Source organism: Streptomyces sp. P17 (assembly GCF_032436805.1).
Lineage (GTDB): Bacteria > Actinomycetota > Actinomycetes > Streptomycetales > Streptomycetaceae > Streptomyces.
Window position 1 is genome coordinate 45,846 of record NZ_JAVRBF010000048.1, and the last position, 23,357, is coordinate 69,202.

Here is a 23,357-nt window from a genome sequence, read left to right on the forward strand (position 1 = left end):
GACCCGGCGTCGAGCTGGAAAGAGGTCCGCTAGGCCAGGTGTACCGTGTCGCGCAGCCGCGGCCAGGGCATCGGGTACGGCAGGCTGTAGAGCGTGTTCAGCACATCCTCCAGGACGTCCTCGTAGACGTCGAAGAGCATCGACTCGACATGCCAGCCGCTGCGTGCCCCGATCAGGGCCTGCCGCAGCTCGAAGCACGCGTCGAAGGCGCGCAGCCACAGCTGGAGCGGGTCGGCCAGCACCGGCCGGGCCTTGGCCACCGCGTACAAACGCCCCTTGACCACCCGGACCAGCCGCGCCTTCTTCGCCCACTCCAACAGCAGTCCCAGGCGCGGCAGGTCGGCCGAAGAGCGCACCCCCTCGATCTTGTCGCCGGTATCGAGTACGTTCACCAGCTCACGAGCCTCCGCCATCCGCAGCCGTCCCGTCGCCGTCACCGGGCGGCCGCCCTGCCCCGCCCATTCGGCGAGTCCGCGCAACTGCGCCACGGTTGTGGACGCCTCGGCCTGTCGGCGCAGTTCGTCGTCCGGTGGGAGTGTCACGGGCAGTTGCGGCTCTGCCCGGGCCCCACTGGACAGCGCGCGGCCGGTCAGCCGGCGTTCCATGATCGCGGCGAGAGCCTGCTGATCGTAGGCGACCTCCCCGCGCTGCGCCCGCTCCGCGAAGCTCTGCAAGGCCGCCCCGTCCTGGACGTCCACGCCCTGCTCCGCGGCCGTCATCGCCCAGAACTTCGCCAATCCCCAGCGAGTGCGGTCCATCATCGCCGCCAGATGCTGTTCCGCGACCCCGTCGACAGCGGCAACGGAATCCTGGAGCGAGGGGCCGCGCGGGTCCGCCAACTGCGCGGCGTGCAGATAGCGCAGTAGCGTGCGCAGTGTGCCCGGGGCGTCGGCGCGTTCCTCCCCGGGAAGCTCGGTGACCTGCTGGGGAAGCCAGGAGAGCAGTAGCTCCTCCACATGGCGCGACTCCCACAGCCCCAGTCGGCCGTCGGCAGTCGCCAGGTGCCGGTAGTCCAGCACCATCTCGGCCATGTACCCGTCCACCGGCAGCCCCTGCTCCCCGGCCCACCGAACCAGGCGGTCGACCAGCAGCCCCCGCGCCGCCTCGAACTCCTCATCGGCCTCGGGTTCGAACCGCATCCGCATGAATTTCGTCCAGCCTGTCAGCAGCAGTCGTTGCCGTGCCAGGCTATCGTCGAACCGGGGCCGGCAACTCGGCCGAGGACGAGCGGGCCCGCTACCTCAGGGCAGTACGTGGTGGTTGTCGCCCGCAGCGAACGCGGCTTCGAGCCGCCTTGCGGCGAACCGGACTTCGCGTCGCACGGACTTACTGGACAGAACGGCACGCCCCCTGGCCGATCCCGATCGACGAAAGGCGAGCCACCCCAGTCGGCTGCCCCGACCAGGAACGACCACGTCCCGTGGCGGCGGTGCCGACGGCACGAGCCTGGCCGGCGGGGAGCCCCTCGTCAGCGGAGGTCCGCCTCGGGCTCCGGACGCGGGAGTTCGTCGAGGTCGAGGGTGAAGGTACGGCCGTCGGCCAGGGGGATGGGGAGCTTGCCCGTGCCGTACTTGTGGGTGTGAGCGGCGATGTAACCGGTGGCGGTCGGCTGGGTGTGGAGGACGACTTCCTGGGCGTAGGGGTCCACGACCAGGTAGACGGGGATGCCGTAGCGGCCGTACTTCGCGGTGCAGTCGTCGTAGTCCTTGCGTGCGGAGGAGGTCGAGACGACCTCGGAGATCAGCAGGACGTCTTCGAAGCTGTAGAGCTTGCCTTCCTTGCGTGCGTCCTCGCGCAGGATCGCGAGGTCGGGGGCGGAGTTCTCGTCGGCGGGGAAGTCGATGTAGACATCGGAGGTGACCTTCGCATGACGGCCGAGGGCGAGAGCAGAGTCGATCTGCATCGACCTGATGGTGCTGGAGTGCTCTTCGCTCTGCGGGGTCATGATCACCTTTCCGTCGGCCCCGAACAGGACCGTGTACCCCTTGGGGAACTCGGTGTGCACGACCGCGTCGACGCTCATGGACGGCTCCTTCCCGTGTGTGGTCAGGATACGACGGACAGTGCCGCGTCACCGAGCCCGGCGGTACGGCTGCGATCGGCCCGGACAGGTTCTGCGACCGCTGTCTCCCGTCGTGCGGCGGAAGAGCGCTGAGGGAGCGGATGCCTTCGGCGCGTACGGCAAGAGCCCGCCCCGGGCACACGACCGTGGTGGTCGGTGCCCTGGCCGGGCTCTCGTGGGTCTACGGCCTGACTACGACCTGACTACTCCTCGTCGCCCTCGGGCTTCTCGGCGTCGTTGATCTCCTGCTCAAGGCCCAGCTGCTCGACGAGCCACTTGTCGAACTCGATGGCGGCCCGCACCCAGCTGACCGTGGAGGAGACGAAGTGCTCCAGGCTGACACCGGTGCCGATCAGCATCTGCGCCTCGCCGATCAGGCGGACGGTGCCGTCGTCATGGGTGTGGGTGTAGAGCTTGGGCCACAGGGTCCGCCGGTTCCAGTCGTCGATGGACTCCAGCAGCTGCGGCTTCTCGTCGATCTTGTGGGGGCGGTCGTAGAACGTCCGCACCGAGAAGACCTGCTGGTCACCCTCACCACGGAACATGAAGTACGTACGGAACTGCTCCCACGGCGCCGCGAGGTCACCCTCGTCGTCGACGACGTACTTGAGCTCCATCTGGTCGAGGAGCTGCTTCACAAGATCCTGATCCGGGACGACGGGGCCCGCCGGTCCTTGGGGCTGCGGCTCGGGCTGGCCCCCGAAGTTCGGAATCGAGGACGGGTCGATGCTCACCGTGAATTTCCCTTCGTACGGATCCCGCCATCCTCCCCCATGCGGGGAGGGGGGTGGCAAGCCCCGCCCCGCATGGTTCACCTGCGGTTGGCGGATTTCCGCTCAGAGCGATTTTCCGGTGGCCGGTCCTACGATCAGCCCGTCCCCGAAGGCATCCACCCGAACGGTGTCCCCGTCCTTGACCTCGCCGGACAGGATTTCCTTGGCGAGCCGGTCGCCGATGGCCGTCTGGACCAAACGGCGCAGCGGCCGGGCACCGTAGGCCGGGTCATTGCCCTCGTCGGCGAGCCAGTCCAGGGCCCCGTCGGTGATCTCCAGGGTGAGCCGGCGCTCCGCGAGCCGCTTGGCGAGGCGGTCGATCTGGAGGCGGGCGATCCGGCGCAGCTCAACCTTGGTGAGGGCGGAGAAGACGACCAGGTCGTCCAGACGGTTGAGGAACTCGGGCTTGAAGGCGGTCCGGACCACCTCCAGGACCTGCTCCTTCTTCTCCTGCTCACTGGTCAGCGGGTCCACGAGGAACTGGCTGCCCAGGTTCGACGTCAGCACCAGGATCGTGTTGCGGAAGTCGACCGTACGGCCCTGCCCGTCCGTGAGCCTGCCGTCGTCCAGCACCTGGAGCAGGATGTCGAAGACCTCCGGGTGCGCCTTCTCCACCTCGTCCAGCAGCACCACGGAGTACGGCCGCCTGCGCACCGCCTCCGTCAGCTGGCCGCCCTCCTCGTAACCGACGTAACCGGGAGGCGCGCCGACCAGCCGGGCCACGCTGTGCTTCTCGCCGTACTCCGACATGTCGATGCGGACCATGGCCCGCTCGTCGTCGAAGAGGAAGTCGGCGAGGGCCTTGGCGAGCTCGGTCTTGCCGACGCCGGTCGGGCCGAGGAAGAGGAAGGAGCCGGTCGGGCGGTCGGGGTCGGCGATCCCGGCCCTGGTCCGCCGTACCGCGTCCGAGACCGCCTGGACCGCCTCCGCCTGGCCGATCAGCCGGCGGCCCAGCTCCTCCTCCATGCGCAGGAGTTTCTGGGTCTCGCCCTCCAGCAGGCGCCCGGCCGGGATGCCGGTCCAGGCGGCCACGGTGTCGGCGATGTCGTCGGCGCCGACCTCCTCCTTGACCATGGTGTCCTTGGCGGCCTCCTCCTCGGCGGCGGAAGCCTCCTCCAAGTCCCGCTCCACGCCCGGGATCTCGCCGTACAGCAGCTTGGAGGCGGTGTCGAAGTCGCCGTCGCGCTGGGCCCGTTCGGCCTGGCCGCGCAGTTCGTCGAGCTTCTCCTTCAGCGCACCGACCCGGTTGAGGGACTCCTTCTCCTTCTCCCAGCGGGCGGTCAGGCCCCGCAGCTCCTCCTCCTTGTCGGCGAGGTCACGGCGCAGCCGCTCCAGGCGCTCCCGGGAGGCGGGGTCGGTCTCCTTGCTCAGCGCCAGCTCCTCCATCTTCAACCGGTCGACGGCACGCTGGAGTTCGTCGATCTCGACGGGGGACGAGTCGATCTCCATACGGAGGCGGGAGGCCGCCTCGTCGACCAGGTCGATGGCCTTGTCCGGGAGGAAGCGGGAGGTGATGTACCGGTCGGAGAGGGTGGCCGCCGCGACCAGTGCGCTGTCGGCGATCTGCACCTTGTGGTGGGCCTCGTAGCGGCCCTTGAGACCGCGCAGGATCGCGATCGTGTCCTCGACCGTCGGCTCGGCGACCAGCACCTGCTGGAAGCGCCGCTCCAGGGCGGGGTCCTTCTCGATCCGCTCGCGGTACTCGTCGAGGGTGGTGGCGCCGACCATGCGCAGCTCACCGCGGGCGAGCATGGGCTTGAGCATGTTCCCGGCGTCCATGGCGGAATCGCCGCCGGCCCCGGCGCCCACGACGGTGTGCAGCTCGTCGATGAACGTGATGATCTGCCCGTCGGAGTCCTTGATCTCCGCGAGCACGGTCTTCAGCCGCTCCTCGAACTCACCCCGGTACTTGGCCCCGGCCACCATCGCGCCGAGGTCCAGCGCGACGAGCCGCTTGTCCTTCAGCGACTCGGGCACGTCCCCCTTCACGATCCGCTGGGCGAGCCCTTCGACGACGGCGGTCTTGCCGACGCCGGGCTCACCGATGAGGACGGGGTTGTTCTTCGTACGGCGCGACAGCACCTGGACGACCCGGCGGATCTCCTGGTCCCGGCCGATGACCGGGTCGAGCTTGCCCTCCCGCGCGGCGGCCGTGAAGTCGGTGCCGAACTTCTCCAGGGCCTTGTACTGCCCCTCCGGATCCGCTGTGGTCACCCGGCGTCCTCCCCTTGCCTTCTGGAACGCCTCCAGCAGCTTCTTCGCGGTGGCGCCCTGCTGGGAGAGTACGTCGCCGGCCTGGCCGCCCTTCGCCGCGATCCCGATGAGCAGATGCTCGGTGGAGAGGTACTCGTCCCCGAGCTCCCGGGCCTGCGTCTGCGCCTCGGCGATCGCCGCGAGCAGCTCCCGGTTGGGCTGCGGCGGCGCCACGGTGGACCCGGTGACGCTGGGCAGCGAGGCCAGCGCCTTCTCGGCGCCGGCGCGCACGGCCGCCAGATCGGCTTCCACGGCGACCAGCAGGTCGGTGACGTTCTCGTTGTCCTGCCCCTGGAGCAGAGCCAGGAGCAGATGGGCGGGCGTCAGATCCGGGTGTCCCTCGGTCACGGCCCGGTTGCCGGCCGCGTTGATGGCGTCCCGGCTCCTGTTGGTGAGCTCTGCGTCCACGTATCCCTTCTCCTCCTGATGTCAGCGTCTCCCAGTACTGACTGAATCAGCGTACACAAAGTTGAGTCTATTCCACTCAAGTATGTGCGGGGAGACTCCGGCGGTTAAGTTCCGGTCCATGAGCTACTCCGTGGACCCGGGTGCCCCCGACGACTCGTATCTCAGCTTCTGGCGGGAGCGGCACCTGTGCACGCTGACCACGCCGCGCCCGGACGGCAGCCCGCATGTCGTGCCGGTCGGGGTGACCTACGACCCCGAGGCGGGTCTGGCCCGGGTGATCGCGAACAAGGCGAGCACCAAGGTCTCGAATGTGCTGGCCGCCGGGCCCGACGGGGCACGGGTCGCCGTGTGCCAGGTGGACGGGCGGCGGTGGGCGACGCTGGAGGGGCGGGCGTATGTGCGCACCGAGGCGGAGCGGATCGCGGAGGCCGAGCGGCGGTATGCCGAGCGCTACGAGCGGACCCCGTCACCGAATCCGGCGCGCGTGGTGATCGAGATCGAACTGCAGCGGGCCATGGGGCGCGGCTGACTGATGGTTTTCAGCCAGCGCCTGATGCGGCCGATACCCGGAAATATCCCGTAAAACTGCAGCGGCGTCACCGTGTTCAGGTCACGGTGACGCCGCTGCGGGGGGGAAGCACCTGAGCGATCTGTTACGACGGGGGAATCGCGTCAGGCACTGCGGGGGGTGGCTGAGATGGTCCGGGGTACCGGGACCTCCGGATCCACCAGCTGCTGGTGGTCCCGCTGGTCCAGGTTCACAAAGATCATTCCGTATCGAATGGCACATCGCACGGGCTGCGGCGCCCCCCGGGGCCGCCGCAGGCACCGGTAGGCCCGCACATCCTCGTCCTCGTCCCGGGTGACGACGACCGGCTCCCCGAAGACAGTCACCATGAGCGAGTCACCGGCGTGGGGGATGGCGGTGACCAGATCGATGAAGTGCCAGCCGGAGCGGTAGGCGGTGGCCATTTCGCGACGGAAGGAGCGGTCGTCGGGTGGGGTCGTCACGTCAACTCCACGCACTGTCGAGTGGCCTGACAGGAGTATCGCCCCCAGCCGCGCTAGCGACCGGCGTCGACCAGGCACTGTCCGCTACGACGTCGCCTTCCGTATCCGAGAGGCCACTCAGCGATCCGAAGGCCACAACGGCGGAGAAGGCGGCGACAAGCACCGAGCGAAGCATTCTCTTACGCATAGTCGGCTTCGTCCTCACTTGAAGGTCCCCTCTTCCCCCGTCGAGTAAGACGATGGCTCATTCGGGCACGTCATGGCCACACGATCGGTGCATCATGTTCCTGCATGTTCAGGACCCTGGGGGGTGGAGATTTAGCAATGAATCGGACTAAAGCGACGCATCCCCACGCTGTGACGGAGCTGTGCGAGGAAGGCGGTCGTCTTTACGCGAACGCACTCCGCACGGGACGTATCGCCCGCTCGGACGTGGAATCCGCCCCTTGTCTGATGGAGTTCGCCCTGCTCCACCCCGATCCGGACGACGCGAGCTGGCTGCGGCCGGTTCCGCCCGCGGTCGCCCTGGCACAGCGGCTCAACCCCATAGAACGGGAGATCACCGAGCACCGCCGGCTCTCGATCGAGCTGGCCAACGCTTTCGAGCCGTTCATGGCCCTCACCGCCCAGGGCGAGGCGTCCTCGCACTCGATCACCGTATTGGAGGGCCTCGACCGCATCAACGGGGCGCTCGACCTGGCCATCGCCCAGTGCCGGAACGAGATGCTCACCGTCCAGCCGAGCCACCGCCACCCCGAGCGGCAGCTCGTCCAGGCGCTGGACCGGGACAAGCTGCTGATCGAGCGCGGGGTGCGGATCCGCACCCTCTACCAGCACACCGCCCGCTACAGCCCGGAACGGCTCGCGTGGGTGGACCACTTCGCCGACGGCAAGGCGGAGTACCGCACCATCGACGAGCTGGTGGAGCGGCTCATCATCTGCGACGAGGCGGTCGCCTTCATCCCCATCCGGGACGACCGCCAGGTCGCCCTGGAGCTGCGCCACCCCGGACTGGTCGGCTACCTCATCAAGGTCTTCGAGTTCATGTGGAGCCGCGCGGTCCCGCTGAGCGCCGGCGCCCCCTACGAGACCGACCCGCACGGCATCACCGACATCCAGCACTCCATCGCCAAGCTGCTCGTGGAGGGCCATGTCGACGAGGCCATCGCCCGGCGCCTCGGCATGAACGTCCGCACGTGCCGGGCCCACATAGCCAAGCTGGCCAACGCCCTCGGCAGCGGCAGCCGGGCCCAACTGGGCTACCTCATCGCGCAGTCCGGGATCCTGGACCGAGAGCAGTGAGCGGGACCCCGCACATCGAACACGGCGTGGACGAGCTGTGCGCGCCCGGCGCGCGGCTGTACGAGTACGCCCTGCGGCATGGCCCGATAGGCGCTCAGGAGGCCGCCCAGACCCCTTGCCTGGTCGACTCAGGGCTGCTCCAGCCCACCGTGGAGGACATCAGCCTCCTGGAGCCCGTCGCCCCGGCCACCGCCCTGCACCGGCTGCTGCGCTCCTCCGCGGAACGCGTCGCCGAGGAGCGCCGGCGCGAACTGGCCCTCGCGGAGACCTTCGAGGCGTGGATGCGGATCGGCGGCAGGCGCACGGCCGAGACCGAGCAGCCCCTGATCAAGGTGATCAGCGGCAAGCGGCGCATCAACGACGTCCTCACCGAGGCCATGGCCGAGGCCGAGCGCGAAGTGCTCAGCATCCAGCCGCACACCAGCTACGGCTCCCGCACCAACCCCGCCACCCATCTCACCGCCATGGCCCGCGACCAGGGCCTGCTCGACCGCGGCGGCCGCATCCGCACCCTGTACCCGCACACCCTGCGCCACTCCCCCCAGGTCACGGCGCGTTACGAGGATCTCGTCGGCGATGTCGAGGCGCGGACCCTGGACGAGGTCACCGACCGGCTGATCTGCGTCGACCGCACCGTCGCCTTCATCCCGGCCAGCGCCGACGCCACCCACGCCCTGGAGATCCGCCACCCGGCGCTGATCTCCTACTTCGCCACCACCTTCGACCGGCTCTGGCACCTGGCTACCCCGATGTACCCCGAGGCGGTCCAGCAGCCGACGCTGAACGGCATCACCCCGCGCCAGCGCGCCATCGCCCGGCTGCTGGTCGAGGGTCACACCGACACCGTCATCGCGGACCGGCTCGGCATGAACGTCCGTACCGCCCGCGTCCACATCGCCAAGCTGGCGGCGACGCTGGGCAGTGAGAGCCGGGCCCAGCTCGGCTACCTCATCGGACAGTCGGGGATCCTCGGCCAGGAACGTCAGGAAGACTGATCGGGCCGAGGCCGTTCGGGCGGGGCGGTCCGTCCAGGCCGGCCTGGGCGATCCGGACCCCGAGCTGGGTACGGCTGGCCGCGCCGAGTGTCTCCGAGAGCCGGGCGATATGGGCGCGGCAGGTGCGGACGCTGATGCCGAGGCGCTCGGCGATCACCGCGTCCTGGTGGCCCTCGGCGAGCAGCGCGGCGATGGACCGCTCACGGTAGGAGATGCCCTCGATGCCGGTCTCGGGCAGCGGCGCGGTGAGCGGGATCGCGAGGCGCCACAGCCGCTCGAAGACCGTCACCAGGTACTGCACGAGCGCCGGGTGACGCAGTTCCAGGGCCAGGGTGCGGTCCGCGTTGGCGGGGATGAAGGCGACCGTGCGGTCGAAGAGGATGAGGCGGTCGATGACCTCCTCCAGGGTCCGCGCCTGCACCGCGTCGCCCATCAGCTCCAGGTAGTTGAGCAGCCCCTGCCCGTGGCGGGCCACGTGCGTGTACAGGTCGCGCATCCGTACCCCGCGGGCGCGCAGCGCCATCGCCCGGTGCAGGCCCTCCGTCAGCTCGTGCTCGGGGCGGATACCGCCCGGCTGCACCGTGAGCACCTCCGTGGTGCAGGCGTCGGTCGCCTCGTCCATGGCGGCCTGGATCCGGGACAGCCCGTCCAGGACCCGGATCGCGGTGCCCTCCGCGGAGGCGTTCTGCGCCAGCGGGCCAAGGCCCGCGTACCACTCGAAGGCCGCGACCGCCGAGCCCATCCGCCGCTGGCTCGCGCTGACCTCGTCGTACACCCCGCGCAGCAGCCGGGTCATGACCTCCTGCGGGGACGTCGGCACCAGCCAGGTCATGTCGTCGGGGTCCGGGTGCAGGAGAGCCAGCTCCAGCAGACAGGGCACCGCCTCCGCGTCCTCGCGGGGCACACGGCCGCGCCGTACGGCCCGGGAATACACCCGATCCCCGGCCTCGCACAGTCGGTCAGCACCGTGTGGATGCTCGTCCGTCCCGTGCCCGGCCATCGCCCATCCCACCCCCGGTTCCAGCGTCTTCCGCAGCGCAAACTATGCGCGGACGCGACGTGGTCCGCAACACGCCTCGGCGGCCCTCGCGGCCCGGCCGGCCCCGGTGTGTCCGCTTATGCGCACCGGGCGTCCGAACTCGGTTTCCGGACACACGGAATGGCCCGGTCCGCGGTGGACCGGGCCATGACCTACGTCTTCGCGAGGGCTACTTGGTGAGCCCGATCTCCTCGCACGCCGACTCGTACTTGGCGGCGCAGATCTCGGAGAACTTGTAGATGCCGTCGTTGAGGACGGTGTCCTTGATGTTCTCCGTCGTCAGCGCGACCACCGGGACGAGCTGGGCCGGGATGTCCTTGGTGGTGGGGCTGTCGACGCGGTCCGCGGTGAGGGAGTCGAACTTGATCTCCTTGCCCTGGATCAGGGCCACGGCCATCTCCGCGGCGGACTCGGCCTCCTCCGGGTAGGACTTGTACACGCTCATGTACTGCTCGCCCGTGACGATCCGCTGCACGGCGTCGAGTTCGGCGTCCTGGCCGGTGATCGGCGGCAGCTCGGTGACGCCCGCCGCCTCCAGGGCCTTGATGACACCGCCGGCCATGCCGTCGTTGGCGGAGTAGACGGCCTTGATGTTGTTGACGCCGATCTCCTCGATCGCCTCGGCCATGTTGGCCTCGGCGTTCTCCGGCTTCCAGTCCTTGGTGTCGTAGGACTTGGCGATCGTCACCTGGCCGTTGAGCTCGGAGAGGGCGCCCGCCTTGAACTGCTTGGCGTTCGGGTCGGTGGGCGAGCCGTTCATCATGACGATCTTCGTCGAGGTGTCGATGTTGCCGCCGAGCGCGGACATCAGCGAGCGGCCCTGCACCTCGCCGACGAGCTCGTTGTCGAAGGAGATGTACGCGTCGATCGGCCCCTCGGCCAGCCGGTCGTAGGCGATGACCGGGATACCGGCCTCCTTGGCCTTCTCCACATCGGCCGCGATGGCCTTGGAGTCCACCGCGTCCAGCAGGATGACGTCGACCTGGTCGTCGATCATCTTCTGCATCTGGGTGCTCTGCGTAGCGGCGCTCGCGTCGGCGTTGGCGTAGGCGACCGCACCCTTGTTGTCGGTGAGCGCCGCGACCTTGGCCCGGATGATGGGGTGGTCGAACTTGTCGTAGCGGGTGTTGGCCTTCTCCGGCAGCAGCAGGCCCACCGTGATGTCGTCCCCCTTGGTCGGACTCGCGTCGGCGCTGTCTCCCGTCACACCGAGGGCTCCACAGGCGGAGAGCGAGAGGACAAGGGAGCCTGCAGCCGCTGCAACGGCGGTACGGCGGGTACGGGTGTTCACTGCGCTTGCCTTCCGGACGAGGGTGCGATTCGCAACCCAGGTGAAGGAAGCCAACGCGGCCTTCGTTCACCCGTCAAGGAACAAGCATCTAATGAGATAGCAACGTTAACGTGTGCATCTTCTGTGCAGACAGTGTCACCGGAGTAGATCCAATGGATCACTGCAGGTCAATGCGGTCACATTGTGACGGATGAGCCTGTGCGACCCAGATGAGGCAACTGCACGACCTCGGGTGCCGTGCTTGCACAACGGACATCACTGGCGGTGACGCTGCGTTTGCGTCCAGCCCCATCCCGGCGCTTGCGCTGCGGTGGTGGGGCGGAGGCCGTTGCCGGGACCCCGCGTCGCCACAACGCCCACGCGCGTGCGCGGATGTTGGGGTTGCCACGCCTCCTTGCGGCGCCTCTTCTTCAGGCGGCGTTTGGCGGACGGGGTGTTCTTCTTCTGCAGTTTCCGTCGCTGCCCGCGCTCGCGGGCGCGGGCGCGGGTGCGGGTGATCTCCCGCCCGGCCATGATCTCGCCGTCGCTGGTGGTGGCGATGTTCGTCGACGACGACGGGAACTCCTCCTTCCAGTGGACCGGCGAGGCGCAGATCGTCGTCGCGACCGAGCTGGACCTGACGCAGACGACCACGCCGTAGGGCCGCAGAAAGAAAGGGGCCCGGGGAGAACCCCGGGCCCCTTCACGCTCAACGCCTGCCTAGTCCTTGGCCTTCTTCGGCCGCCACACCACCAGTGCGCTGGTCTGCTGCACCTCCTGGTACGGCACCAGGTCACGGCGGTACGAGGCGTGTACCGCGGCCTCGCGTTGCTGCATCGCGGCGGCGGCGCCGTCGAGGGCCGACTGGAGTTCCGCGACCCGGTTGTGCAGGGCGGCAACCTGGTTCTCCAGCTCGATGATCCGCTTGATACCGGCCAGGTTGATGCCCTCGTCCTGCGACAACTGCTGGACGGTGCGCAGCAGTTCGATGTCGCGGGCCGAGTAGCGGCGGCCCCGGCCGGCCGTGCGGTCCGGGGACACCAGCCCCAGTCGGTCGTACTGGCGCAGCGTCTGCGGGTGCAGGCCGGACAGCTGGGCCGCCACCGAGATGACGTAGACCGGGGTCTCCTCGGTCAGTTCATACGGATTGCGTCGACGGCCGTCCATCTGGCATCAAGCTCCCTTCGCGGCCTGGAACAGCTCCGCCCGCGGATCCTCTCCCGCGGTCGCCTCGCGATACGCCTCCAGCGCGTCACGAGCCTTCCCCGTCACGTCCTTCGGGACACTCACCTCGACGGTGACCAGCAGGTCCCCGCGGGTGCCGTCCTTGCGGACCGCGCCCTTGCCCCGGGCGCGCATGGTGCGGCCGTTGGGGGTGCCGGGCGGCAGCTTCAGGGTGACCGACGGGCCGCCCAGGGTGGGCACCCGCACCTCGCCGCCGAGGGCCGCTTCCGCGAACGTCACCGGGACGGTCACCGTCAGGTTGTCGCCCTTGCGGCCGAACACCGGGTGCGCGTCCACATGCACCGTGACGTACAGGTCGCCGGCCGGGCCGCCCCGCTCTCCGGGCGCGCCCTTGCCGCGCAGCCGGATGCGCTGGTTGTCGCTCACCCCGGCCGGGATGCGCACCTGCATGGTCCGCGAGGACTTCGCCCGGCCGCTGCCCATGCAGATCTCGCAGGGGTTCTCCGCGATCAGACCGCGGCCCTTGCAGTCCGGGCAGGGGTCGGTCAGCGAGAAGCCGCCGCCGGAGCCCCGGGCCACCTGTCCGGTGCCGACACAGGTCGGGCACACCCGCGGGTTGCCGTTCTTGTCGCCGGTGCCCGAACAGGCCTTGCACGGAGACTGCGAGGACATCCGCAGCGGTACGGTCGCGCCCTCGATGGCCTCGGTGAAGGTGAGCGTGACCTCGGTGTCGATGTCCTGGCCGCGCCTGGGCTGCACCCGGGTGGTACCCGAGCTGCCCCGGTTGAACAGTCCCCCGAAGACGTCACCGAGCCCGCCGCCGAAGCCCCCGGCGCCCTGGCCGCCGCCCTGGGCGCCGCCTCCGAAGAGGTCGCCCAGGTCGAAGTTGAAGTTGCCGCCGCCCGCGCCCGGCCCCGGGCGGAAGCCGCCGTTGCCGAAGAGGGTGCGGGCCTCGTCGTACTCCTTGCGCTTCTTGGGGTCGCCGAGGATGTCGTTCGCCTCGGAGATCTCCTTGAAGCGCTCCTCGGCCTTGGCGTTGCCCTTGTTGGCGTCCGGGTGGTACTCGCGGGCGAGCTTCCGGTACGCCTTCTTGATCTCGGCCTCGGTGGCGTCCTTGGGGACGCCGAGGACCTTGTAGTAGTCCTTCTCGATGAAGTCCTTGGTGCTCATCCTCGACGTCCCTCCTTTCTCATCGGTTCAAGCTCAGCCCTCGTCCGGGCCACCGCTCTCCTTGTCGTCGCCCGCCTCCGCCTCGTCGGCCTTGACGGTCTGGGCGCCGGGCTGCGGCTCGGCGACGGCCACCCGCGCGGGGCGGATGGTGCGCTCGCCGATGCGATACCCCGGCTGGAGGATCGCGACGCAGGTCGTCTCGGTGACGTCCGGCGCGTAGCTGTGCATCAGGGCCTCGTGGATCGTCGGGTCGAAGGGCTCGCCCTCCTTGCCGAACTGCTGCAGACCCATCTTCGCCGCGACGGTCTCCAGCGACTCCGCGACGGACTTGAATCCGCCGAGGAGCTCGCCGTGTTCCCGGGCGCGGCCGATGTCGTCGAGCACGGGCAGGAGCTCGGTCAGGAGGTTCGCGATGGCGATCTCCCGCACCGTGATCCGGTCCCGCTCCACGCGGCGGCGGTAGTTCTGGAACTCGGCCTGGAGCCGCTGGAGGTCCGCGGTGCGCTCTTCGAGCGCCTTGCGCACCTGGTCCAGCTGGGCCGTCAGACCCGCGATCTGTGCTGCGTCCCCGGCCGGGGCCGCCCCCTCGCCGTTCGGCGGGGTGGCGGCCTGCGGCTCGGCGTCGTCGGGGGTCGCGCCGGAGGGGACGTCGGGCTTCTCCTCGAAGCCCGGGGTCTCCTCGGTCACGCGGCACCGTCCTTGCGCTCGTCGTCGACGATCTCGGCGTCGACGACATCGTCGTCCGCGGCCTTGGCACCACCATCGGTGGCACCCTCGGGGCCGCCCGCGGCCTGGGCGCCCTGGGCGTCGGCGTACATCGCCTGGCCGAGCTTCTGCGAGACCGCGGCGACCTTCTCGGTGGCGGTGCGGATCTCGGCGGTGTCCTCGCCCTTGAGCGCGGCCTTCAGCTCCTCGACGGACGCCTCGACCTCGGTCTTGATCTCGCCCGGGACCTTGTCCTCGTTGTCCTTGAGGAACTTCTCGGTCTGGTAGACGAGCTGCTCGCCCTGGTTGCGGGTCTCGGCGGCCTCGCGGCGCTTGTGGTCCTCCTCCGCGTACTGCTCGGCCTCCTGGCGCATGCGGTCGACCTCGTCCTTCGGCAGCGAGGAGCCGCCGGTGACGGTCATCTTCTGCTCCTTGCCGGTGCCGAGGTCCTTCGCGGTCACGTGCATGATGCCGTTGGCGTCGATGTCGAAGGCGACCTCGATCTGCGGGACGCCACGCGGGGCCGGCGGCAGACCCGTCAGCTCGAACATCCCGAGCTTCTTGTTGTACGCCGCGATCTCGCGCTCGCCCTGGTAGACCTGGATCTGCACGGACGGCTGGTTGTCCTCGGCCGTCGTGAAGATCTCGGAGCGCTTCGTGGGGATCGTGGTGTTGCGCTCGATCAGCTTGGTCATGATGCCGCCCTTGGTCTCGATACCGAGGGACAGCGGGGTCACGTCGAGGAGCAGGACGTCCTTGACCTCACCCTTGAGGACACCGGCCTGGAGGGCGGCGCCGATGGCGACGACCTCGTCCGGGTTGACGCCCTTGTTGGCGTCCTTGCCGCCGGTCAGCTCCTTGACGAGCTCGGCGACGGCGGGCATACGGGTGGAGCCACCGACGAGGACGACGTGGTCGATCTCGTTGATGGAGATGCCGGCGTCCTTGATGACGTTGTGGAACGGCGTCTTGCAGCGCTCCAGCAGGTCCGCGGTCAGCTGCTGGAACTGGGCGCGGGTCAGCTTCTCGTCGAGGTGCAGGGGGCCCTCGGCGGAGGCGGTGATGTAGGGCAGGTTGATCGAGGTCTCGGTGGACGAGGACAGCTCGATCTTGGCCTTCTCGGCGGCCTCGCGCAGACGCTGGAGCGCCATCTTGTCCTTGGCGAGGTCCACGCCGTGACCGGACTTGAACTGCTGCACCAGGTAGTCGACGACGCGCTGGTCCCAGTCGTCACCACCGAGATGGTTGTCACCGTTGGTGGCCTTCACCTCGACGACGCCGTCGCCGATCTCCAGCAGGGACACGTCGAAGGTGCCGCCACCAAGGTCGAAGACGAGGATCGTCTGGTCGTCCTTGTCGAGGCCGTAGGCGAGCGCGGCCGCGGTCGGCTCGTTGACGATGCGCAGGACGTTCAGACCGGCGATCTCACCGGCCTCCTTGGTGGCCTGGCGCTCGGAGTCGTTGAAGTACGCGGGGACGGTGATGACCGCGTCGGTCACCTTCTCGCCCAGGTAGGACTCGGCGTCCCGCTTCAGCTTCTGCAGGATGAAGGCGGAGATCTGCTGCGGGTTGAAGGGCTTCCCGTCGAGCTCGATCTTCCAGTCGGTGCCCATGTGGCGCTTCACGGACCGGATGGTGCGGTCCACGTTGGTGACCGCCTGGCGCTTGGCCACCTCGCCGACGAGCACTTCACCGTTCTTCGCGAAGGCGACGACGGACGGCGTGGTCCTGGCGCCCTCGGCGTTGGTGATGACGGTGGGCTCGCCGCCTTCAAGAACGCTGACGACAGAGTTAGTCGTGCCCAGGTCGATGCCGACCGCACGTGCCATGGTTGATTCCTCCAGCTGACTTGAGTGGAACGGACTCAAGTGTGCACGACGCCGGGAAATGGGTCAACAGACCTGAGCCTGTGAGGCTCAACTCTTATCCGTTCCTTACACGCAACTGCGGTCTGACCTGCACGGTTGCGGTGGGCCGAGCCACCGGACGCTTGACTTTCAACAGCAGGAGTACGGCGATCAGGGCACCCGCCGCGACCCACAGCACCCCCGACCGGGCAACCCACCCCAGGTGCACGAGCACCCCCATGAGCACCCCGCCGAAGGCCCCCGCGCCGAGTACGACGGTCGCGCCCCGCGGAGTGAGCCCGAGCCGCCGGAGCCGATGGGCGAGATGGTCGGGACCGCCCCGCAGCAACGGACGGCCACCGAGCCGTCGCGCCAGGACGACGAGGACGACATCGGCGCTCGCAACGGCGGTGAGGGCGAACAACACCCCCGCGCCGGTGCCCGCTTCGTATCCGGCGCGGGTCAGCACGGCCGCCGAGGCGAGCAAGAACCCGGCGAACAGGGAGCCGCAGGCGCCCAGTCCCACGCGCGCGGGATGCCAGTTGTGCATGAGGAACCCGGTCAGCGCGGCGGCCAGCACGCTCAGCAGCACCGCGAGCCCGTCCATCACCTCCGCCGCCGCACAGACGCCGACCCCGAATGCGGTGACGACTCCCACGGTCCCGGCGACCGCGTCGGCATGGTCGAGCGCCCGAAAGGCGAGCGTCACGCCGACGATCCAGCCGGCGGCGGCCAGACCGCCGAGCACCCCGGTCTCCTCGTACGGCACCGCGCAGGCCGCCGCCACGGCCGTACCGCCCACCAGGAACCGCGCCTTGACCCGCCGTACGTCGGCGACCAGGCCGAGCGCGGCGACGGCCGCCGCCGCGACGAGCAGTCGGGGGATGCCCGAGCCGAGCGGGGCGACACCGGTCCAGTCGCCGGCCGCCCCGACCAGACAGGTGACTAGCACGACGGCCACGCCGCCGCCGAGCGGCAGGGGCCGTTGTCTGCGTCTGTCCAGGAGCCCCAGGTGCAGGGCGGGCCCTCTGACCAGGGCGGTGAGGACGGCGGAGAGGAGCAGGGCGGTGGTGGCGGCGGCGATCCCGTAGAGCACGGATCTAAATTAGTGCTGTATGTACTAATTTGATGCGAATAACACGATCGGTTCGTAGCGGTTTCTTAAGGCAACCCTCAGCGACACAGATCACCGAGGCGCTGACTACAGTGCGACGGAGGATGGGGGTAGTCTCAGACGGACTGCATAAGTTACCGCTTAGTAATACCGCTAAGTGTCCTCCCCGAAGAACCTCGCAGGCCCGAGGAGCCCCGAAATGCAACTCGCCGCGATCATCGTGTCGATGGTCCTCATGGCAGTCGGCGTCGCCCTGTTCGGCCGTGCCGTCCTGCAGATCGTCCGCTTCATGATGCTCGGCCAGCCGCTCCCGGCCGGGGCCCGGACCAACGATCCGGTCCTGCGGACCATCACCGTGGCCAAGGAGTTCCTCGGCCACACCCGGATGAACCGCTGGGGCATCGTCGGCATCGCGCACTGGTTCGTGGCGATCGGCTTCTACACGCTGCTGCTGACGATCGTGAACGCCATCGGCCAGCTGTTCCAGGCCGACTGGCTGCTGCCGGTCATCGGTGACTGGGCGCCGTACAACGTCTTCGTCGAGTTCATCGGCACCATGACGATCGTCGGCATCCTGGTCCTGATCGCCATCCGGCAGCTGTCGCGGCCGGGCGGCGCGGGCCGCAAGTCCCGGTTCGCGGGCTCCAACACGGGCCAGGCGTACTTCGTCGAGGCGGTCATCCTCGTCGTCGGCGTCTGCATCTTCATGCTGCACGCGCTGGAGGGCGCCCAGCACAACGTGGACAGCTACGAGGCGTCGTTCTTCATCTCGTACCCGGTGGTGTCGGCGCTGGAGGGCCTGGACCTCTCCACGCTGCAGAACCTCACCTACTTCTTCGCCGGTCTGAAGATCGCGGCCTCCTTCATCTGGATGATCACGGTCTCCCTGAAGACCGACATGGGTGTGGCCTGGCACCGCTTCCTCGGCTTCCCGAACATCTGGTTCAAGCGCAACGCCAACGGCGAGACCTCGCTGGGCGCGCTGCTGCCGATGACCTCCGGTGGCAAGCCGATCGACTTCTCCGACCCCGGCGAGGACGACGTCTTCGGTGTCTCCCAGGTCGAGCAGTTCTCCTGGAAGGGCCTGCTCGACTTCTCCACCTGCACCGAGTGCGGCCGCTGCCAGTCGCAGTGCCCGGCCTGGAACACGGGCAAGCCGCTCTCCCCGAAGCTCCTCATCATGTCGCTGCGCGACCACGCGCACGCCAAGGCGCCGTACCTGCTCGCGGGCGGCGGCAAGACGATGGAGGGCGAGGAGAAGGCGTCTGCCGAGGCTTTGAAGGATGTGCCGGCTGCCGCTCTGGCGGAGGCCGAGCGCCCGCTCATCGGCACCGCCGAGGCTGTATCTGACAGCGGCTTCGCCGCGGGCGGCGTCATCGACCCGGACGTCCTGTGGTCCTGCACCACCTGCGGCGCCTGCGTCGAGCAGTGCCCGGTGGACATCGAGCACATCGACCACATCGTCGACATGCGCCGCTACCAGGTGATGATCGAGTCCGCGTTCCCGTCCGAGGCGGGCACGATGCTCAAGAACCTGGAGAAGAAGGGCAACCCCTGGGGCCTGGCCAAGAAGCAGCGCCTGGAGTGGACGAAGGAAGTCGACTTCGAGGTGCCGGTCGTCGGCAAGGACATCGAGGACCTGTCCGAGGTCGAGTACCTGTACTGGGTCGGCTGCGCCGGCGCCCTGGAGGACCGGGCCAAGAAGACCACCAAGGCCTTCGCGGAGCTGCTGCACATGGCGGGCGTCAAGTTCGCGATCATGGGCGGCGACGAGAAGTGCACCGGTGACTCCGCCCGCCGCCTCGGCAACGAGCCCCTGTTCCAGGAGCTCGGCATGGAGAACGTGGCCGCGCTGAACATGGCGTTCGGCGAGTCCCTCAACGAGGAGGGAGAGGTGGACGAGAGCACCAAGAAGCCCAAGTCCGCCAAGAAGATCGTCGCCACCTGCCCGCACTGCCTCAACACCCTCGGCAACGAGTACCCGCAGCTCGGCGGCGACTACGAGGTCATCCACCACACCCAGCTGCTCCAGCACCTGGTGGACGAGGGCAAGCTGATCCCGGTGACCCCGGTCGAGGGCATCATCACGTACCACGACCCCTGCTACCTGGGCCGTCACAACAAGATCTACACGCCCCCGCGCGAGATCATGAGCGCCGTCCCGGGCCTGCGCCAGCAGGAGATGCACCGCCACAAGGAGCGCGGCTTCTGCTGCGGCGCCGGTGGCGCGCGGATGTGGATGGAGGAGCGGATCGGCAAGCGCATCAACAACGAGCGCGTCGACGAGGCGCTGTCGCTGAACCCCGACATCGTGTCGACGGCCTGCCCCTTCTGCCTCGTCATGCTGACCGACTCCGTCAACGGCAAGAAGAACGACGGCCAGGCCAAGGAGTCCATCCAGGTCGTCGACGTCGCCCAGCTCCTGCTGGAGTCCGTGAAGACCCCGGTCGACCCGGAGGACGCCGCGGAGACGGAGAGCGAGCCGGAGCCGGAACCGGTGAAGTAACAGCCGCGGTACGCCGGACGCCCCCTGCCCGATCGGGTGGGGGGCGTCCGGCGTCATGGCCCACACTGGGGGCAAGGAACCGATCCGGGAAGGCCGCAGGATGATCATCTTTGGCACCAAGGGCTACCTCTACCATCTGGCGATACTCACCCTGGTCTGTGCCCAGTGCGGGAACCCCGCCGCGCACACGCTGCGCAAGCGCGTCACCAAGTTCACGCTCTTCTTCGTGCCGCTGTTCCGGTTCTCGACGAAGTACTCGACGCAGTGCACGTTCTGCGGTGCGGAGCAGAAGCTGACGAAGGAGCAGGCGGAGCAGCTCCAGGCGCAGCCCGCCGGGACCTCCCAGCCGTACGGGCAGCCGCAGCAGCAGCCGTATCAGTAAGTCGCCGGACGCGGCTCAGGTGCGCGCAGCCTGCGGGCGAGCAGGCCCAGCAGCGTGGCGTTGACCAGGCCGGCCGCGGCCGCCCCGGCGGAGAAGACCAGCGGGCTCAGCCACTCGACCGACTCGACGGGCACCGTCAGCAGGAAGGCGAGGCCGCCGAGCGGGGCGGTGGCCATGAACGGCCAGATCGCGGCGAAGCCCACGTCCGGGGCCACATAGGCGGCGTACAGGAAGAAGCCGACCGACGCCGCGACCACCGCGAGGTACCCCCGCGAGAGCCAGTTGTCCGTCGCGGGTGTCAGCAGGGTCCGCAGGCTTCGCCGACGGGGGCGGGCAGAGCGCTCCATGTCTGTTCCTTTTCTCGGTGAGTTCAGTGGGTTCACGCGTGCCGCGCGGCGCGGCTGTCGCGGACGTGGTGGGTGAGGGCGCCGAGCGCGGCCGCGTTCACCAGCGCGCTCAGCAGCAGCCATACGGCAGAGAAGGCGACGGCGAGCACCTGGGCCGCTCCGCCGCCCCCGGTGCCGGGGCCGAAGGGGAGGGCGATCGCCATGGTGGACAGGGGCGCCGTGAGCAGCAGATGGGCCGTGGCGAAGAGGCTGTCGGGGGCGACGAACGCGGCCCCGACCGAGGCGGCGAAGACGCCCAGACAGCCCCGGGCGGGCCAGTTGTCCGTGGCGAGCGTGAGCAGCCGGCGCAGGCGGGAGTCCTTCGGCATCGTGGGTCCCCTGAGGTCGTCGTCCGTGGATCGGTGAGGTCCACAGTGGACCGGCGGGCGCGGCCGGACATGAGTACGCGTACCTAGCGGGGCCGTCGGAGCTACCCACCCCTGTCGCCCTGAGTCGAACACATGCATCATGTCGAGGTCGTTGCCAGTGATGCTGACGAGGTGAGCGGTGCGCATGCGAAGCGGTGGGACCTGTGTGGCTGCCCTGTTCCTGCTCGCCGCCTGCGGGCCGGCCACGGACACCGCGGCCCCCGCGCCCGCCCCCTCCCCGTCGGTGCGTGTCGCCGACGCCCCGGCCGCACTGCCCGTCCCCCGCGGCGACGGCAGCAGGACCCCGGACGACTTCAACGGCGACGGCCACCGCGACCTCGTCCTCGACGACCTCGTCAAGGAGCAGCCCCGCGCCGACGACCCGGGCATCGGCATCGTCTACGGCGGCGCCCGCGGCCTCGTCCCCGGCGCCCGCCAACTCCTCAGCCCCGAGGAGCACGCCACCGCCACCGACGGCCGACTCCCGGCGCTGTTCGAGGCGGAGGCGAGCTGCGACCTGGACGCCGACGGCTTCACCGACCTCGTCGTGTCCACCGATCCGCCCTTCGACGGCCAGGGCCCCCCGCCGGTCCCGCTCCAGTTCCTCTTCGGCTCGCCCGAGGGCCTGACCGGCAAGGCCGTCAAACTCGTCGTCCCCGCCCGCGCCCGCGTCGGCAACGACTGGCCCGACCAGCCGGTGTGCGGCGACTTCGACGGCGACGGCGCGAAGGACCTGGTCCTGCACGCCTCGGGCGGCCGACTGAGCTTCCTGCGCGGCCCGTTCGGCCGTAAGGGCACGCCCAGTGCCGCGGCCGCCCCGATCGCCTCCCCCGGCAACGTCCCCACCGGCCCCGCCACCGACGTCGACCGCGACGGCTACGACGACCTGCTCGTCCGTACGGCGGAAGGCGCCGGTCCCTCCGCCGTCGTCCTCGGCGGACCGGCAGGACCGACCCGCACCGGCGCCGTCCTGCCCGCCGGAACCGACGTCGCCCTCGGCGACTTCGGCCGGGGCAAGGCGCTGGACGCCGCCGTCGGGGCCATGGGCGAAACGTCCCTGCGCTACGACCTCCCCACCGCCGCCCGCGCCACCCTCGCCTCCCCCGGCTCGATGCTCGACGCCGCCGACTTCGACGGGGACGGACTGAGCGAACTCGTCTCCAGCGGCGCACGACTGCGCCTCTTCCCCGGCCGTACGGCAGGACTGTCGACGCGAGGCACGGTGACCGTCGAGCCGCCCGCCTCCGGAACCACCCGCGTCCTGTCCGTCGCCGACCTCGACGGCGACGGGCGGGCCGACCTGACCGTGCGGACGTATCGGAGCGAAACGCGCGACACGGTTGCCGTGTACCCGGGGAAGGAAAAGGGCCTGGTCGCGAGCGAACCGGCGGTCACCTTCTCCACGGCCGGGTTCCTGAGCCGCTGACGTACGGCCGTCACAGATGGTTCAAGAATTTACCGAACACATGTACAACCCTTGGGCATCATGCGGGTCTCCTGATCGCCGACCGAGACGTGAATCGCGGGACAACTCCCGGCGAACGCGACCGGCCGCACCCCCATTGACTGCGGATGCCCCGCCAGGACTCCCCGCATGCAGCAGGAGAACCCGCATGCACCGGACGCTGCGACTCGGCCTCGCGACGGCCACCGCCGCAGCTCTGACGGGCGGGCTGCTCACCTTCACGGCCGCCACCGCGACGGCCGGCACCGCCTCCGGCCTCACCACCACCGGCGCCAGGTCCCTCGCCGCCGCGGGCGTCTCCCTCAAGGGGAGCGCCACCTCCGGCTGGGATCTCGCCAAGTGACGACCCGACACCGTCAGGAGACTCCGTCATGACCCGACGCACCGCCGCCGCACTCGCCGCGACCCTCCTCGCGACCGGCGTCACCCCCCTGTTCCTCACCGCCCCCGCCTCGGCGGCCGTCGCCAAGTACTACGACGACTTCAACGGCGACGGCCGCCGCGACCTGGCGTACTGGGGATACAACGACGACGGCCGGGTCGGCGGCACCGTCACCGTCGTCTACGGCACCGCGAACGGCCCCGGCACCCGCATCCAGCGCATCCACCAGGACACCGCCGGCATCCCCGGCACCGGCGAGGAGGACGACCAGTTCGGCGAGTCCCTGGCCGGCGCCGACCTGAACAAGGACGGCTACGCGGACCTGGTCGTCGGCAACTCGACGGGGCACGTGGGAAGCCAGCAGTACCGCGGCTCGGTGACCATCGTCTGGGGCTCGGCCTCCGGCCTGTCCGGCGGCACCACCCTGGTCCCGAAGACGGGCGCGTACGGCAACTTCGGCCGCGACCTCGCCACCGGCGACTTCACCGGGGACGGCTCGCCCGACCTCGCGGTGGTCGGCGGCGGCGAGACCTGGCTGTACCGCGGCGGCCTCACCAAGTCCGGCGGCACCGGCAGCGTCAGCGAGATCGACACCGGAGCAGCTCGCTGATGCGGGGTTGAGCCGCCCGTCCCGGACTCAACCCCCAATCCCCCCTTAGAGCCCGTGAACAAACTGATCATTTCCGGTGTTTGGCGTCCTTCGTGCCCGCCAGGCGCCGTGACATCAGCATGAT

23 protein-coding genes are annotated in these 23,357 nt (G+C 69.4%); 9 read left to right on the forward strand and 14 right to left on the reverse strand.

Annotation, left to right across the window (positions count from 1 at the left end; genetic code table 11):
* Positions 1-29 precede the first annotated feature (29 nt).
* From RMT89_RS28075 to clpB, 4 genes are all read right to left on the reverse strand, one after another.
* Positions 30-1,139: a hypothetical protein gene (locus tag RMT89_RS28075; RefSeq protein ID WP_315886572.1), complete on the reverse strand. Its 1,110-nt coding sequence runs from the start codon at positions 1,137-1,139 to the stop codon at positions 30-32.
* A 329-nt stretch (positions 1,140-1,468) separates the two neighbouring features.
* Positions 1,469-2,023, reverse strand: a complete 555-nt coding sequence (locus tag RMT89_RS28080; RefSeq protein WP_315886573.1) for a Uma2 family endonuclease — start codon at positions 2,021-2,023, stop codon at positions 1,469-1,471.
* A 242-nt stretch (positions 2,024-2,265) separates the two neighbouring features.
* Positions 2,266-2,796, reverse strand: a complete 531-nt coding sequence (locus RMT89_RS28085) for a YbjN domain-containing protein (protein WP_015658966.1) — start codon at positions 2,794-2,796, stop codon at positions 2,266-2,268.
* A gap of 102 nt (positions 2,797-2,898) precedes the next feature.
* Entirely contained in the window at positions 2,899-5,496 is a 2,598-nt protein-coding gene (gene clpB, locus RMT89_RS28090) for an ATP-dependent chaperone ClpB (protein WP_315886574.1), read from the reverse strand.
* Positions 5,497-5,614: 118 nt separating this feature from the next.
* On the opposite strand from clpB, the gene RMT89_RS28095 reads away from it, so the two are divergent.
* Positions 5,615-6,025, forward strand: coding sequence for a pyridoxamine 5'-phosphate oxidase family protein (locus RMT89_RS28095; RefSeq protein ID WP_315886575.1), 411 nt, complete (start codon positions 5,615-5,617; stop codon positions 6,023-6,025).
* A 143-nt stretch (positions 6,026-6,168) separates the two neighbouring features.
* Here RMT89_RS28095 and RMT89_RS28100 read toward each other — a convergent pair whose 3' ends face one another.
* Positions 6,169-6,507 carry a hypothetical protein gene (locus tag RMT89_RS28100; protein ID WP_315886576.1) on the reverse strand — a complete coding sequence of 113 codons (339 nt, stop codon included), beginning with the start codon at positions 6,505-6,507 and terminating at the stop codon, positions 6,169-6,171.
* Positions 6,508-6,798: 291 nt separating this feature from the next.
* Between RMT89_RS28100 and RMT89_RS28105 the strand changes: the two genes are divergently transcribed.
* Together RMT89_RS28105 and RMT89_RS28110 are read left to right on the forward strand one after the other, a co-directional pair.
* Positions 6,799-7,809, forward strand: a complete 1,011-nt coding sequence (locus tag RMT89_RS28105) for a helix-turn-helix transcriptional regulator (RefSeq protein WP_315886577.1) — start codon at positions 6,799-6,801, stop codon at positions 7,807-7,809.
* On the forward strand, positions 7,806-8,804 hold the full coding sequence (locus tag RMT89_RS28110) for a helix-turn-helix transcriptional regulator (RefSeq protein WP_315886578.1): 999 nt from the start codon (positions 7,806-7,808) through the stop codon (positions 8,802-8,804). Before RMT89_RS28105 ends, RMT89_RS28110 begins: the two co-directional genes overlap by 4 nt.
* On the opposite strand, the gene RMT89_RS28115 is transcribed toward RMT89_RS28110, so the two are convergent.
* Positions 8,758-9,804 carry a LuxR C-terminal-related transcriptional regulator gene (locus RMT89_RS28115; protein WP_315886579.1) on the reverse strand — a complete coding sequence of 349 codons (1,047 nt, stop codon included), beginning with the start codon at positions 9,802-9,804 and terminating at the stop codon, positions 8,758-8,760. The genes RMT89_RS28110 and RMT89_RS28115 overlap by 47 nt on opposite strands.
* 208 nt (positions 9,805-10,012) lie before the next feature.
* Positions 10,013-11,134, reverse strand: coding sequence for a substrate-binding domain-containing protein (locus RMT89_RS28120; RefSeq protein WP_315886580.1), 1,122 nt, complete (start codon positions 11,132-11,134; stop codon positions 10,013-10,015).
* Positions 11,135-11,555: 421 nt separating this feature from the next.
* Here RMT89_RS28120 and RMT89_RS46085 point away from each other — a divergent pair, with 421 nt between their 5' ends.
* Positions 11,556-11,774 carry a hypothetical protein gene (locus tag RMT89_RS46085; RefSeq protein WP_399498492.1) on the forward strand — a complete coding sequence of 73 codons (219 nt, stop codon included), beginning with the start codon at positions 11,556-11,558 and terminating at the stop codon, positions 11,772-11,774.
* 59 nt (positions 11,775-11,833) lie between these two features.
* Here RMT89_RS46085 and RMT89_RS28130 read toward each other — a convergent pair whose 3' ends face one another.
* The 5 genes from RMT89_RS28130 to RMT89_RS28150 form a co-directional block, all read right to left on the reverse strand.
* Positions 11,834-12,280, reverse strand: coding sequence for a heat shock protein transcriptional repressor HspR (locus RMT89_RS28130; protein ID WP_315886581.1), 447 nt, complete (start codon positions 12,278-12,280; stop codon positions 11,834-11,836).
* 6 nt (positions 12,281-12,286) lie between these two features.
* The gene (gene dnaJ / locus RMT89_RS28135) at positions 12,287-13,468 is read right to left on the reverse strand and encodes a molecular chaperone DnaJ (protein ID WP_315886582.1); all 1,182 of its coding nucleotides are present in this window, start codon (positions 13,466-13,468) and stop codon (positions 12,287-12,289) included.
* A 33-nt stretch (positions 13,469-13,501) separates the two neighbouring features.
* Positions 13,502-14,155, reverse strand: a complete 654-nt coding sequence (gene grpE / locus RMT89_RS28140) for a nucleotide exchange factor GrpE (protein ID WP_315886583.1) — start codon at positions 14,153-14,155, stop codon at positions 13,502-13,504.
* On the reverse strand, positions 14,152-16,002 hold the full coding sequence (gene dnaK, locus RMT89_RS28145; RefSeq protein ID WP_315886584.1) for a molecular chaperone DnaK: 1,851 nt from the start codon (positions 16,000-16,002) through the stop codon (positions 14,152-14,154). The genes grpE and dnaK overlap by 4 nt, the downstream gene beginning before the upstream one ends.
* Positions 16,003-16,096: 94 nt before the next feature.
* On the reverse strand, positions 16,097-17,116 hold the full coding sequence (locus tag RMT89_RS28150; RefSeq protein ID WP_315886585.1) for an MraY family glycosyltransferase: 1,020 nt from the start codon (positions 17,114-17,116) through the stop codon (positions 16,097-16,099).
* Between the two features lie 217 nt (positions 17,117-17,333).
* On the opposite strand from RMT89_RS28150, the gene RMT89_RS28155 reads away from it, so the two are divergent.
* Both RMT89_RS28155 and RMT89_RS28160 read left to right on the forward strand, forming a co-directional pair.
* A complete protein-coding gene (locus tag RMT89_RS28155) occupies positions 17,334-19,640 on the forward strand; it encodes a (Fe-S)-binding protein (RefSeq protein ID WP_315886586.1) in 2,307 nt (768 codons plus the stop codon).
* 100 nt (positions 19,641-19,740) lie between these two features.
* Positions 19,741-20,022 (forward strand): zinc-ribbon domain-containing protein, encoded by a 282-nt coding sequence (locus tag RMT89_RS28160; protein WP_315886587.1) that lies wholly within the window; start codon positions 19,741-19,743, stop codon positions 20,020-20,022.
* On the opposite strand, the gene RMT89_RS28165 is transcribed toward RMT89_RS28160, so the two are convergent.
* Positions 20,016-20,369 carry an SCO4225 family membrane protein gene (locus tag RMT89_RS28165; protein WP_315886588.1) on the reverse strand — a complete coding sequence of 118 codons (354 nt, stop codon included), beginning with the start codon at positions 20,367-20,369 and terminating at the stop codon, positions 20,016-20,018. The two genes, RMT89_RS28160 and RMT89_RS28165, sit on opposite strands and share 7 nt — an antisense overlap.
* A gap of 32 nt (positions 20,370-20,401) precedes the next feature.
* Complete coding sequence (locus RMT89_RS28170; RefSeq protein ID WP_315886589.1) at positions 20,402-20,737, reverse strand: SCO4225 family membrane protein; 336 nt, start codon at positions 20,735-20,737, stop codon at positions 20,402-20,404.
* Positions 20,738-20,921: 184 nt separating this feature from the next.
* Here RMT89_RS28170 and RMT89_RS28175 point away from each other — a divergent pair, with 184 nt between their 5' ends.
* The 3 genes from RMT89_RS28175 (at position 20,922) to RMT89_RS28185 (ending at position 23,233) form a co-directional block, all read left to right on the forward strand.
* The gene (locus tag RMT89_RS28175) at positions 20,922-22,202 is read left to right on the forward strand and encodes a VCBS repeat-containing protein (RefSeq protein WP_315886590.1); all 1,281 of its coding nucleotides are present in this window, start codon (positions 20,922-20,924) and stop codon (positions 22,200-22,202) included.
* A gap of 187 nt (positions 22,203-22,389) precedes the next feature.
* Positions 22,390-22,584: a hypothetical protein gene (locus tag RMT89_RS28180; RefSeq protein ID WP_315886591.1), complete on the forward strand. Its 195-nt coding sequence runs from the start codon at positions 22,390-22,392 to the stop codon at positions 22,582-22,584.
* Between the two features lie 28 nt (positions 22,585-22,612).
* On the forward strand, positions 22,613-23,233 hold the full coding sequence (locus RMT89_RS28185) for a VCBS repeat-containing protein (protein ID WP_315886592.1): 621 nt from the start codon (positions 22,613-22,615) through the stop codon (positions 23,231-23,233).
* Positions 23,234-23,357: the final 124 nt, after the last annotated feature.